At 67.6% G+C, this 12085-nt stretch carries 13 protein-coding genes; 4 read left to right on the top strand and 9 right to left on the bottom strand.

The window, feature by feature from the left end; all coding sequences use genetic code 11:
* Window positions 1–172 precede the first annotated feature (172 nt).
* Window positions 173–556, bottom strand: coding sequence for a VOC family protein (locus tag ACYVOK_RS22990; protein ID WP_460664576.1), 384 nt, complete (start codon window positions 554–556; stop codon window positions 173–175).
* A gap of 266 nt (window positions 557–822) precedes the next feature.
* On the opposite strand from ACYVOK_RS22990, the gene ACYVOK_RS22985 reads away from it, so the two are divergent.
* Window positions 823–1023, top strand: a complete 201-nt coding sequence (locus ACYVOK_RS22985) for a hypothetical protein (protein WP_460664575.1) — start codon at window positions 823–825, stop codon at window positions 1021–1023.
* 358 nt (window positions 1024–1381) lie between these two features.
* On the opposite strand, the gene ACYVOK_RS22980 is transcribed toward ACYVOK_RS22985, so the two are convergent.
* From ACYVOK_RS22980 to ACYVOK_RS22955, 6 genes are all read right to left on the bottom strand, one after another.
* Window positions 1382–2740 (bottom strand): 8-oxoguanine deaminase, encoded by a 1359-nt coding sequence (locus tag ACYVOK_RS22980; RefSeq protein WP_460664574.1) that lies wholly within the window; start codon window positions 2738–2740, stop codon window positions 1382–1384.
* Between the two features lie 95 nt (window positions 2741–2835).
* Window positions 2836–3741: a factor-independent urate hydroxylase gene (pucL, locus tag ACYVOK_RS22975; protein ID WP_460664573.1), complete on the bottom strand. Its 906-nt coding sequence runs from the start codon at window positions 3739–3741 to the stop codon at window positions 2836–2838.
* A gap of 3 nt (window positions 3742–3744) precedes the next feature.
* Complete coding sequence (gene uraH / locus ACYVOK_RS22970; protein WP_460664572.1) at window positions 3745–4074, bottom strand: hydroxyisourate hydrolase; 330 nt, start codon at window positions 4072–4074, stop codon at window positions 3745–3747.
* Window positions 4071–4571 (bottom strand): 2-oxo-4-hydroxy-4-carboxy-5-ureidoimidazoline decarboxylase, encoded by a 501-nt coding sequence (uraD, locus tag ACYVOK_RS22965; RefSeq protein ID WP_460664571.1) that lies wholly within the window; start codon window positions 4569–4571, stop codon window positions 4071–4073. The genes uraH and uraD overlap by 4 nt, the downstream gene beginning before the upstream one ends.
* 88 nt (window positions 4572–4659) lie before the next feature.
* Complete coding sequence (locus ACYVOK_RS22960; RefSeq protein ID WP_460664570.1) at window positions 4660–5127, bottom strand: helix-turn-helix domain-containing protein; 468 nt, start codon at window positions 5125–5127, stop codon at window positions 4660–4662.
* A gap of 23 nt (window positions 5128–5150) precedes the next feature.
* On the bottom strand, window positions 5151–6371 hold the full coding sequence (locus ACYVOK_RS22955) for a DUF6986 family protein (RefSeq protein ID WP_460664569.1): 1221 nt from the start codon (window positions 6369–6371) through the stop codon (window positions 5151–5153).
* A gap of 134 nt (window positions 6372–6505) precedes the next feature.
* Between ACYVOK_RS22955 and ACYVOK_RS22950 the strand changes: the two genes are divergently transcribed.
* A complete protein-coding gene (locus ACYVOK_RS22950; protein WP_460664568.1) occupies window positions 6506–7270 on the top strand; it encodes an IclR family transcriptional regulator in 765 nt (254 codons plus the stop codon).
* 501 nt (window positions 7271–7771) lie between these two features.
* Here the strand turns inward: ACYVOK_RS22950 and ACYVOK_RS22945 are convergent.
* Window positions 7772–8158, bottom strand: a complete 387-nt coding sequence (locus tag ACYVOK_RS22945) for a DUF7660 family protein (RefSeq protein WP_460664567.1) — start codon at window positions 8156–8158, stop codon at window positions 7772–7774.
* Window positions 8159–8402: 244 nt separating this feature from the next.
* Between ACYVOK_RS22945 and ACYVOK_RS22940 the strand changes: the two genes are divergently transcribed.
* Both ACYVOK_RS22940 and ACYVOK_RS22935 read left to right on the top strand, forming a co-directional pair.
* The gene (locus ACYVOK_RS22940) at window positions 8403–9236 is read left to right on the top strand and encodes a DUF7669 domain-containing protein (protein WP_460664566.1); all 834 of its coding nucleotides are present in this window, start codon (window positions 8403–8405) and stop codon (window positions 9234–9236) included.
* A 201-nt stretch (window positions 9237–9437) separates the two neighbouring features.
* Complete coding sequence (locus tag ACYVOK_RS22935) at window positions 9438–10211, top strand: protein NO VEIN domain-containing protein (protein WP_460664565.1); 774 nt, start codon at window positions 9438–9440, stop codon at window positions 10209–10211.
* 860 nt (window positions 10212–11071) lie between these two features.
* Here ACYVOK_RS22935 and fgd read toward each other — a convergent pair.
* Window positions 11072–12076: a glucose-6-phosphate dehydrogenase (coenzyme-F420) gene (fgd, locus tag ACYVOK_RS22930; RefSeq protein WP_460664564.1), complete on the bottom strand. Its 1005-nt coding sequence runs from the start codon at window positions 12074–12076 to the stop codon at window positions 11072–11074.
* Window positions 12077–12085 lie beyond the last annotated feature (9 nt).

The raw sequence follows: 12085 nt of genomic DNA, 5'->3' as shown, positions 1-12085 counted from the left end.
AATCGGAGGTGCCTTCCGGCTTGGAGGCCGCTTGTTGCTGGTCTGCTTGATCCGTTTGCGCGCCAGAGGCGGCTCGTCCGACGTTCTGATCCGTCGGACCCTGCACCACCGACCGCCATTCCGCCTGCCCAGGCCGAGCCACCCCGGCGCCGGCGGTGCGGTGGGTCGGGGATCAGCCGCCGCTGCCGTACGGTCGGGTGATGATCTCCAGCCAGTGCCCGTCCGGCCCCTCCCAGTAGAGGCCGCGGCCACCATCCCCGTGGTTGATCTGCTGCGGTTGGCGCTTGAAGGGATCGGCCCACCACTGGCGGCCGTCGTCCCGCAAGCGACCGAGGATGAGGTCGAACTCCTCCTCACTCACCAGGAAGGCGTAGTGCTGGCCGCGGATCTCGCCTTCGGTGTCCATGAAGTCCAGGCTCGCCCCGTTGTCCAACTTCAGCTCGGCGAACGGGCCGTACGCTCTCGCCTCCGGCAGACCGAGTACCTCGCTGACATCGCGAGCAGCAGCCCATCGGTCCTTCACGTGCACGATCGTGTGGTTCAGCTCGACACTCATCGGCCCCCTCCTGACAGATGCCAATCCTCAACTGGCGCGTCTCCCCACTCTGCACCCCGAACCCCGTTCCAGTGAAGACCTCCCCGGTTCCGCCCATGCTCGAGAGTGTCCGCACAACAGTCGGGAACCGGCTGCCGGAAGTACTCGTCATAGGTCAGAACGTCGAGCCGGAACACACATCTGTTGACCCGACACGATGAGAATATGTCGCAACCGTAAGCCACGAGGTCACGCTTCGGCCTCGCCCGAACTGCACTGGAGTTGACTTGAGCAAGAGAAAAGACGACGCGGCGATGCAGAAGGCGATGGACCTTCTCAAAGCTCACGGCGAGGTGCCCAAAAAGCTCAGAGACCTCGGCCACCTGAAGGCGGCGAAGAACATCGAGGAGAAGGGCGGCCGCTGGGACTCCCCCGAAGTCCGCGACGCCTCGAAGCGCGGCAACGGCCGCGAAGGCGGCCGCGGCTGATCTTGCCGCACGCCACAGTCAGTTTCCCCGGCGAGGCCAGGGCGTCGTCGACCCCAGGTCGCACGCCCGCGCCTCGCCGCAATTCTCGAATACCATTCCCACAGCGGTGCCCGGAATTTTCCCGTGCAGGGTGTCGCCTTTCACAGCCATGCACCTGGCAATTGACACCAGCCATTCCCGGCCAACCCCAACCCGGTTGCCACGAGCAACTTCAGCATCCACCGCGACCTACCCCAGGGCGGTCGACAGGCGGGCGACAGCCCGCAGACACCAGCGGCGATAAGCCGCGCGAAAGGGTGGATGGGGCTGCCGGGCGAGCACGCGACGCAGGAGCGCGCGTAGCCGGCTGCGAGGGTGTTCAGCCGGCCTTGGCGAGTAGATGTTTTTGGACTTTGGCTACTTGGAGGGCGAGGTCTGACTCGTCGACGGTGAGGACGGTGTCGTGCTCGACTACCGGTCGGCCGTTGATCAGGAGTAGGTCGAGGGGTGGCGGCGTACCTAGGACCAAGGCGGCCACCGGGTCGGGGATGCCGGCGTGCTCCAGGGTGTCGAGGCGCCAGAGGGCGAGGTCGGCCAGTTTGCCTTCTTCGATGGAGCCGATCTCGTTCTCGCGGCCGAGGATGCGGGCGCCGTCGAGGGTTGCCATTTCCAGGGCGGCGCGGACGTCGAGGGCCTGAGGGCCACCTCGGGCTCGGGCGAACAACAACGCGTGGCGCAGTTCCTCTACCAGGCTTCCGGCTTCGTTGCTGGCGGCACCGTCCACGCCTAGGCCGACCGGGCTCCCGGCGGCACGCAGGTCGGCGGCGCGGGCGATCCCGGCGCCCAGGCGGGCGTTGGAGCTCGGGCAGTGCGCGACCCCGGTGCCCGACGCCCCTAACTGAGCGATCTCGGAGTCGGCGAAATGGATGCCGTGGGCGAACCACACGTCCGGCCCGGTCCAGCCGAGTTCAGCGGCGTACTCCAGCGGGGTGGAGCCGAAGTGTTCGCGGCAGTAGTCGGTCTCGTCGGTGGTTTCGGCGAGGTGGGTGTGCAGCCGGACGCCCTCGCGGCGGGCCAGTTCGGCGGCGTCGCGCATGAGGTCGCCCGTGGCGGTGAACGGCGAGCATGGTGCGACCACGAGTTGGAGCATCGAGCCGGGGCCGGGGTCGTGCCAGCGGTTGATCGCGGCTTCGGTCGCGGCCAGGATCTCGTCGCGGTCCTCGACCACCGAGTCCGGCGGCAGACCGCCGTCCTTCTGGCCCAGATCCATCGATCCTCGCGCCGGGTGGAAGCGCATCCCGACCTGCGACGCGGCGAAGATCTCCGCCTCGAGCAGGTCCTTGCCGTGGCGGGGGAAGACGTAGTGATGATCGGCCGCGGTCGTGCACCCGGTGCGTGCGAGCCGGGCCAGTGCGGCCTGGGCTGCGACGTGGACCGACTCGTCGTCGATGCCGGCCCACACCGGGTACAGGGTCGTGATCCACTCGAACAGAGTCGCGTCAGCGGCGAGTCCACGGGTCGCCCACTGGTACAGATGCTGGTGGGTGTTGACGAACCCGGGCGTCAGCAGACACCCGCGTCCGTCGATCACCCGTGCGCCGTCGTATGCCGGCGCGGACCCGGCACCGACTGCGACGATGCGATTGCCCTTAGCAACTACATGCCCGGTGAACTCCCGGCGCGTCCGGTCGAGCGTGACCACAACCGCTCCGTCGATGACGATCGGCGTTGAATCCATGGGGTCAGTCAACTCACCCACCCACCGAACCGTCACCGGCAAGTCCTACGAAGTTCCCCCCGCCCCAACCAACCCCAGTTGGAGGTTCCTCCGACTCAGCAGAAGCCGGGGACGGCGTGCCAGGCGCTGCCTGCGTCGGTGGCGTTGTCGCGGACCACGGTTGCCTCGATGAGGCCGTAGGGGCGGTCGGCGGCGATGAAGACCTCGTTGGGGTTGTCCAGGCCGAACGGGCTCAGGTCGACCACGAAGTGGTGCTTGTTCGGGGCCGAGAACTTGATCTCGGCGACCTCCGGGTGCCGTTCGAGCACCGCCTCGCCCATGCCGTACAGGGTCTGCTGCAGCGCGAGGCTGTGGATCCTGGCGAACTGTTCGAGCAGCAGCGCCTTGATCTCCTCGTACGACTTGTCCCAGTCGACGTCGGTGTGGTCGTAGCGCCACCGGGCGACCAGCGAGGTGGCGAGGATGCGGTCGTCGGTCTCCTGCAGCGTCGTGTACTTGTCCTTCAGGAACCCGTGGAACTCCGACCCGGTGGACTTCAGCACGACCAGATCCTTGATCCCGGAGACGACGTACGCCTTCCGTTCCGCACCACGTCCCTCGACGTTGACGACCGTCGTACGAACACCGCTGCCGGCTCGGACGAACGAGTGGTCGTGGCCCTGGCCGTCGACCTGGATCCGTTCCCAGGAGTACTCCTCGACCTCGATCCGGGCGCCGTCGGCGGCCGGGGTGGAGTCGACGAAGTGGCTGCCAAGGGTCAGCGCGTAGTCCTCGATCGCGCCGACGCCCTTCTCCTTGGCGAACGCGAACGCGGTGTTCTTCTGCGTGTCGGTCGGCAGTACGTCGCCTTGGTCGCCAGTGGTGTGCGCGGCCTCGAAGTTCCCGCGCAGGGCGGACGAGACGTTCAGGTCGCGGATCTGGTGGCGCGGTGTGTCCCGGTAGATGCGGACGACCCGGCTCTCGGCCTTGCCGTACTGGTTGGCGCCCAGGTGGATGGCCATGGGTCAGCTCCCTCGATAGGTGGAATAGGCGAACGGGCTGAGCAGCAGCGGGACGTGGTGGTGCCGCTCGTCGGTGATCGTGAAGGTCACGGTGACCTCGGGGAAGAAGGTGTCCTGGCCCGACGCGGCCGCGTACGCCGCGGTGTCGAACCGGAGCTGATACGTGCCGGGCTCGAGCCCTGGTTCGAAGTCGGTGATGCGGCCGTCGTCGTCCGTCGTACCTTTGGCCAGTACGACGGCCCCATCGGCGCCGACCCGGGACAGACTGACCGGGACCCCGGTCGCCGGTAGCCCGCGGGCGGTGTCGAGAACATGCGTGCTCACCGTACTCATGCAGCGACCTCCAAGACTTTGCCGAGCCGGAGCAGTGTGATCTTCCGGAGCTCTTCCCGTACGACGGCCTTCTCGGTGACCGGATCGTGGTTGAGCCGCTCGCGCAGGCTGGCGAGCATCTCCGCCGCCGACAGACCGGTCGCGCAGATCAGGAAGACCCGGTCGAACCGCTCCTCGTACTCGCGATTGCCCGCCGCGAGCGCCGCCCGGATCTCCGGATCGTCGCCGACGCCGGACTGCTCGTTGCGCGACCAGGCCGCTTCGGTGCTCTGCCCGGCCGCCCGGTCGCCGATCCGCGGGTGGGCGGCCAGCGCCCGGTCGACCTCGCTGTCGTCGAGCTCGCGCAGGCCCCGATCGGCGACCTGCTTCAGCGCCGCCTCCTCGGTGTACGGGCGGCCGGCCAGGACGCCGTCGACCCAGCGCGGGACGTCACAGCAGGCCGTCAGCAGCGGGCGCAGCCGGTCGTCGGGAGCGGAGTTGAACTCCTGCAGATCCACGGATCACACCTTCTCGAATCACGAAATCCAGTTTCCGTATGACGAGAGTGGCACGCTGCCCGATGGTGCGTCAACAGTTTGTTGAAATTCAGTCGCGCGCCCTGTTCAGGTAGTTGTAGACGGTGAAGCGGGTGACGCCGAGGGCCTCCGCCACGATCTCCGCCGACTTCCGGTACTCGAACGCTCCCCTGGCCTCGAGCAGCAACACGGCCCGCTGCTTCTCACTGCGGGACAACTCGCTCAACGGCCCCCCGAGCTCGGCCGCAACCTCCGCCAGCAGCCCGTTCAGCCCACTGGCTTCGCGTGACACCTTGACCGCCCCGTCACGGCGTACCTGCAGGGTCACCTGGCTGGCGCCGTTCGCGAATGCGGCCTCTAGCACCCGGCTCACCGCCGGCAGCAACAGCTCGTCCTCACCGCGGACCGTCGTACCCAAGGGTCCGAAGTCGGGCTCCAGACCTGCTTCCCGGGCAGCCTCCAGCGCCTGAGTCGCATGAGCGGGCGGCCGACCCTCGACATCGAAGGGCTCGGTGGTGAACTCGGCTACCAGTCGCATGTCGCGAGGCTAGCCCGGCGTGGTCACGACCGCACCGGTCTCCGGGCCAACTTCGCCAAACCCGCGGTGTCCACGCCGATCAGCTCGTCGACCTCCGCTGCATCGACAGCACCGCACTCGAGGCCGCGCAGTACGTAACCCGCGAGCGCCGCGGCCGTCGCCGGCTCGTCCAGGTAGCCGGAGTCGCCGCCGCCGACATACGCGCGCAATCGGGCGCCGGCCGATTCGAGTCCCTCGCGGTAGAAGAGGTACGTCGCGGCGTACCGGCTCGGCAGCTGGGCCGGGTGTATGTCCCACCCCTGATAGATGCCGCGGGCAAGCGATCGCCGGACCAGGCCGAAATGCAGTCTCCAGGCAGCATGCACGGCCTCCCGGTCGCCGACCGGCAGAACGTTCGTGGAGCCGTCGGAGACGAACACCCCGGTGCCCGCCGCGGCCAGTTGCATGACGTCCTTGGCGTGGTCCGCCACCGGGTGATCCATGCTCTGGTACGCCGCCGCGACGCCGAGCGAAGCCGAGTAGTCGTAGGTCCCGTAGTGCAGACCGGTGACGCGACCGCCGCCGGCGCGGATCATCCGCGCGATCAGCGCACTGCCGTCGGGACCGAGGATCGCCTGCGGCGTCTCGACCTGGATCTCGAACTTCAGCGACCCGCTGGGCAGGTCGTGCGCCTTCTCGATCGTCGTCAGCACCAGCAGCATCGCCTCGACCTGCTCCACCGAGGTGACCTTGGGCAGCGTGATCACGAAGCCGTCCGCCGGACCGCCGGACAGCTCTCTGATGAAGAGATCGAGCGTGCGCAGCGCGCGCCGACGGGTCGGCGCCTCGAGGGACTTGATCCGGAGGCCGTGGTACGGCGTCGCCGTACCGTCGCCGACCGTCTTGGCCAGCGCACGGGCCGCGTCGACCGCGGCGGCGTCCTCCTGCTCGTCCGGCCTGCTGCCGTAGCCGTCCTCGAAGTCGATCCGCAGGTCCTCGATCGGCTCGCGGTCGAGTTTGGCGCGGACCCGGTCGTACAGGCCTTCCGGCAGCTCCAACGCTTCGGTCAAGTCGGGCGACGCGGCAGCCTTCGCCGCCTCGCCCCACTCGCGAACCGTGCCGGCGTGGAAGCGGTCGGCGGGCACATAGATGGTGTGCACCGGCTGCCGGACGCCGCGATCGCCGGGGTACAGCGCGGTCAGTTCCGCGTCGGCCGCGGCGAGCAGCCGATCCAGTTCGCCGGCGAGATCGTCCACGTGAGTCATCAGAGCACACCTCGTTCGCTATGACGGGATTTCCGTATTGCGGATAGTATTATCTACTTTGCGGAAGACGCAATGTCCGGTATCTGTCGGTAAACTTCCGGGATCCGGAAAGTGCCGAACAAAGTGGGTGCGCAGTGACGGAGAACAACGAAGGCAAGGGCCGCTCCGGCAGCGTCCAGTCGATCGAGCGGGCCTTCGGGCTGCTCGAGACGATGGCCGATGCGGGCGGGATGATGGGCCTGTCCCAGCTGGCCACGGCCTCCGGCCTGCCGCTGCCCACGATCCACCGGCTGGTCCGCACGCTCGTCGACCTCGGCTACCTGCGCCAGGAGCCGTCGCGGCAGTACGTGCTCGGTCCGCGGCTGATCCGGCTCGGCGAGAGTTCCTCGAACATGCTCAGTGTCTGGGCCCGCCCGCACCTGACCCGGCTGGTCGACGAGCTCGGTGAGTCGGCGAACATGGCGATGCTCGACGGCGACCAGATCGTGTACCTCGCACAGGTCCAGTCGCGGCACTCGATGCGGATGTTCACCGAGGTGGGCCGCCGGGTGCTGCCGCACTGCACCGCCGTCGGCAAGGCGATCCTCGCCCAGCTGCCCGAGGCCGAGGTGCGGGACCTACTGCACCGCACCGGTATGCCGAAGCACACCGACAACACCATCACGGACCCCGACGCGTTCACGGCCCAGCTGCGCAACGCCGTGGAGCACGGCTACGCCACCGACGAGGGCGAGCAGGAACTCGGCGTGCGCTGTGTCGCAGTGGCAGTGCCCGACGCACCGTCCCGCCTGGCAATCTCGATCTCCGGCCCCGCCGGCCGCATGACAGAGGACCTCGTCGAGCGCGCCGTCCCCCTCCTAACCCAGGCCGGCAAGTCCTTCTCGGAGGATCTCCGTTAACCCAGCTCCCGCAGTACTTCGGACCAGCGTCCGCCAGCTCGGGGGACGGGACTGTGGTCTGCCCACGCGGTGCTACGCCCGTCTCCTTCGTCGCCGCGCCACGCGCCGCTCCCACCCGCCCCGGCTTATCGCCGGTTGTACTTCTCGCCGGCTACCGCCGCCGGTTACCCGCTGCCGCGCGCCCACAACCGCCCGGTGGCGTGCGACCGTGGTTAGGAAGCTGACACGTGCTGACCGGGACGCCGTGCTTCCCCGGGGAAGCGCCAGACGCAGACCAACCCTCGGTGTCCTGGCTCGGGCGACAGCACGGCCGTGGGGTGGATCGGTTGGCGAATGCTTTGCGGCGTGAGGATTGCCGGCGATAGCACCTGGGCCAGCCACTGTCACACGCGCCATAGCCACTCTTTCGCGCTTCGTGCGGTCTCTCAACGCCGAACCTACTCAGCGAACAGGCCGGGCAACCGCACACCGGCATGAGCGCTCGGAATCCGGCATGTGCGATCACTCATAGACTGTCGCGGCCTTCAGAGCATCGTTTACGACTTTCCAGCCGTTGCCGGGCGGCACGGTTGTTCGATTCAGGTAGTAGCCGTCCGAATCGGCAAGCCAAGACGCGAAGGCTTCGAGGTACTCGTGGAGCGCTGCATTTGTCCAAGGCGCACCGCAGGCCGCCTCTTCAGCGAGGTCACGGGCTGTTGCTATGACCCGGTCCCGGCCCTTCGCCAGGGAGGCGGAAGGGCATCCGCCAGCCGTGCACTCCTCATCTACGTCAAACTCACCATGCTCGAACTCGTAGTGGAAGCACACGTAGTGCATCCGCTCGAAGACCTCGAACTGGGCTGCGGAGACCTTGACGGGTCGGTGGCATCGTCGGCACTCGAGCTCCATTCCCGCAGCATGCCACGGCACGCCCTTTCGCGGTTGGTAGCAGTTCGGATGAACGCTCGCACATCGGGCATGACCGCGCCTTACCATCGGCGGCTTGTTCGGACGTTGCGTCCCGCTTCAACAACACGGGGCGGCGCAGTTGCGTCAATCGCGGCGATACGACGCTGGCTGTCGAGATGAACGGCGCGAAACTGACCGAGGCTGTGGGCTCCTCGACGTCGGCAGCCTCTGGCAGTCTGGGCGCGTGAACGTGAACGAGTCGCTGACCGTCTGGGACCGATTGCGGGAGTACGCAGCGACCCAGTCTGGACCCTTCACGTCTCAAGAGCCGCTCTCGTGGTTTCGGCGTCACGCGCCTTCGCAAGCTAATGATCGAACAGTGCGAACGCATATCCGCGGCGCGTGCTGGAACGTTGGCGACCGTTCCCAGTTCTCGAAGAAGGAACCGTTCCTCACCCGAATCGATCGCGGACTATTTCGGCTAGCCACTCTCGATGAAATCGAGTACTGGCGCCGCGGCCGAGGTAATGAGGAAGGGGCGGATGGCGAGCGACTTCCGGTCGGGCGTGGTACCGAGTCGGCCACATCCGGCCTCTCGACGTCAGAGGAGATCTCGTCCGAAGAAGCGTCGCTGCCGATGACACCGTCGGCGAGCGAATGGCATTCGGAAGCCAACATTCAATCCATGCTGGTCACTGCCCTCGCGGCCAACGGCTGGAGCATTCTGTCCGTCGCCAACACTGCTACCAAGGAGCGCGGTATCGACGTGATTGCTACTCGGGACGGGCAGACGATCGGCATCGAAGTGAAGGGTTTCCCGAGCCGCACCTACGCGAATCCCGAGCGTGCACGCGAGCAGAAGCGCACGAGCCCAAGCACCCAAGCTGGGCACTGGTTTGCGCAAGCCGTGCTTGCTGCGATGCGACTCCGGGGGAAGGAGCCGACTTGGCGCAGTGTCATCGCCCTTCCCGACTTCCCGCGATATCGGGACTTGCATTCTGAAACGGTTGCGTCGCTGGAAGCCGCGGGAGTCGAGGTGTGGTGGGTCGACCGAACCGGCGCGCTTCATCGCCCGTAAATCCGACTCGCGGCGGAAAGACGTAGATCGAAAGGGAAGGGCACGACGACCACCCCGAGCCCTGTCCCTCGTCCGAAGCGCTCGGGAGTGCCACCAATCCGCTCCACTGCCAGACTGGGTCCCATGCGCCACATCCTTCTGACGTGGAACCCTGGACCGAACAACGACGAGCAATGGTCTCCCGAGGAATGGGCGGTCGACATGGTGGACGGCACCTCCGAAGGCCAGACCTATGACGGCCGTTGGAGCGTCGGCAACCGCGTCCGGGGCATCGAGCCCGGCGACCGCGCTTATTTGCTTAGGCAGGGCACGCATGGGCGCGGCGTTCTCGCGATCGGTGAAATCATGAGCGAGCCGTACGCCGACGACTCTTGGCGTGCCGACGGCGGCACAGCACAGTACGTCGACGTGACGTGGCTCGAAGCGGTGCCTCTCGAAGAGCGGATAGACATCCGAGATCTAAGGACGGCAGTGCCCGACTTCAACTGGGACAGCGTCTACAGTTCCGGGCGCGACATCACCGAGTATGGCGCCGCCCTCGAAGAACTGTGGGTCGGGCACGCGACCGAGGCGGCTCCACTCCCGCCAGTAGTCCAAGGTGCCGGATTCGGAACGGCGGAGCAGAACCGGAAGGTCGAGAAGGCCGCTGTCCAACACGTCACCGACGCGTACGAGGCGGAGGACTACCAAGTCACGAGCGTCGAGGCCGGGCGCTTCGGCTGGGACCTGACCGCCACGCGAAGCAACGAGGAGCTCCACCTGGAGGTGAAGGGAGTCGCCGGCTCACTGGTCCGGTTCTTCCTGACGGCGAACGAACTCAAGGCCGCGCTGGTGGACCCGAACTGGCTTCTCGTCGTCGTGACGGATGCTCTCGGTGAGCCGGGTTGGCACGAGCTGGACGGCCCGACCGCGGCCTCCTACGCCGAGCCCGCGCTCTTCCAGGTTCGCATCCCCGACGAAGCGTTCGCCGACTGACATATGCGTAGGCGGCCTTCCGCGGCGGCGGAAGGCCGGGCTATGGAGCGTGGGCAAGAATTCCGGGGACTCCCACGCGCCCCACGCTTCGGCCGGTCATCGGGATGCCCGACAGGGGCATCACCTTCAGCGGCTCGGCTCGGCTCGCGGCAGTGTACGCCAGTCGCGGCGCGGTACTAGAACGAGCAGAATGGCATGCTTGGTGCCGGAGTTCATCGGACTACAGGCCTAGGGCGTCGGCCACCCTGTGCGCAGCGTCCGGTTCACCGGCACGTCAGCATGCAGTCCATCCAGAGTTCGCTCTGCGACCGGGCGCCAGCCTCGCAGGCACTGGCGAGCGACAGCGAGCAAAGCCCCGGCGGCAGCCGGTAAGGATGCACCGGCGACAGCCGGGCGGTGGGTGGGAGCGGGCGTAGCAGTCGCACCGAGGAGCGCAGCGACGAGAATGCGGCTGCGCAGCACGCGTGGGTTACACCAGTCCCTCGCCCAGTCGTCGGCCCCCCGCCCGGGCGTAGCAGTCACTCGCGAGCGATAGCGAGCAAAGCCCCGGCGGCAGCCGGCAAGGATGCACCGGCGACAGCCGGGGGGTGGGTGGGAGCGGGCGTAGCAGTCGCGCCGAGGAGCGTGGCGACGAGAGTGCGGCTGCGTAGCACGCGTGGGTTCCCCAGTCCCTCGCCCAGTCGTCGGCCCCCCCGCCCGGGCGTAGCAGTCACTGGCGAGCGATAGCGAGCAAAGCCCCGGCGGCAGCCGGCAAGGGTGCACCGGCGACAGCCGGGGGTGGGTGGGAGCGGGCGTAGCAGTCGCACCGAGGAGCGTGGCGACGAGAGTGCGGCTGCGCAGCACGCGTGGGTTACCCGCGCTCAAGACAATTCGCGCAGGAGAGGGAGGACGTCGGTGGTGAACTGGGTCAGGAAGCGTTCCTGGTCGTGGCCTGGGCCGTGGACGACGAAGTGGTTGAAGCCGGCGTCGAGGTAGGGCTGGAGCTGCTTGACGACCTCTTCGGGGTCGGACGCGACGATCCAGCGCTGTGCGACCTGCTCGATCGGCAGCTCGTCCGCGAGTCGCTCCATCTCGGTTGCGCTGGTGACGCTGTGCTTCTGCTCCGGCGTCAGCGACAGCGGCGCCCAGAACCGGGTGTTCTCCAGCGCGAGCTCCGGGTCTCGGTCGTAGGAGACCTTGACCTCGAGCATCCGGTCCAGGTCCTCGAACTTCTTGCCGGCCTTCTCCGCACCTTCCTTGACTGCCGGGATCAGCTTCTCGGTGTAGAGGTCCATGCCCTTGCCGGACGTCGCGATGAACCCGTCCCCGGCACGGCCGGCGTACTTCGCGACCAGCGGTCCGCCGGCGGCGACGTACACCTTGAGCGGGGTCTGCGGACGGTCGTAGATGAACGCGTCGACCGTCGGGTAGTACGGCCCCTCGGAGCTGACACCTTCCTTCGTCCACAGGTCGCGGATCAGTTGCACCGCCTCGCGCAGCCGGGCGAACCGCTCCTTGAACTCCGGCCACTCCTGCCCGGAGACGGCGATCTCGTTCAGCGCCTCACCGGTGCCGACGCCGAGCATCACCCGGTCCGGGTACAGCACGCCCAGGGTGGCGAACGCCTGCGCGATCACCGCCGGGTTGTACCGGAAGGTCGGCGTGAGCACCGACGTCCCCAGCAGGACCCGGTTGGTCCGCTCACCGACGGCCGCCAGCCAGGCGAGCGCGAACGGCGCGTGGCCGCCCTCGTGCCGCCACGGCAGGAAATGGTCCGACACGGTCACACTGTCGAGCCCCAGCTCCTCGGCCCGGACGGAGTACTCCACCAGCTCCCGTGGCCCGAACTGCTCCGCCGACGCCTTGTACCCGACTCGAATGCTCACCCTCTGCTC

This window comes from Kribbella swartbergensis, from assembly GCF_054784135.1.
This window is presented reverse-complemented; position numbering and strand designations above follow the sequence as displayed.

Coding starts and splice junctions, on each gene's coding strand:
- ACYVOK_RS22990 (WP_460664576.1), bottom strand. CDS start 556: ATGAGTGTCGAGCTGAACCACACGATCGTGCACGTGAAGGACCGATGG.
- ACYVOK_RS22980 (WP_460664574.1), bottom strand. CDS start 2,740: ATGGATTCAACGCCGATCGTCATCGACGGAGCGGTTGTGGTCACGCTC.
- pucL (WP_460664573.1), bottom strand. CDS start 3,741: ATGGCCATCCACCTGGGCGCCAACCAGTACGGCAAGGCCGAGAGCCGG.
- uraH (WP_460664572.1), bottom strand. CDS start 4,074: ATGAGTACGGTGAGCACGCATGTTCTCGACACCGCCCGCGGGCTACCG.
- ACYVOK_RS22960 (WP_460664570.1), bottom strand. CDS start 5,127: ATGCGACTGGTAGCCGAGTTCACCACCGAGCCCTTCGATGTCGAGGGT.
- ACYVOK_RS22955 (WP_460664569.1), bottom strand. CDS start 6,371: ATGACTCACGTGGACGATCTCGCCGGCGAACTGGATCGGCTGCTCGCC.
- ACYVOK_RS22945 (WP_460664567.1), bottom strand. CDS start 8,158: ATGGAGCTCGAGTGCCGACGATGCCACCGACCCGTCAAGGTCTCCGCA.
- ACYVOK_RS22935 (WP_460664565.1), top strand. CDS start 9,438: ATGGTGGACGGCACCTCCGAAGGCCAGACCTATGACGGCCGTTGGAGC.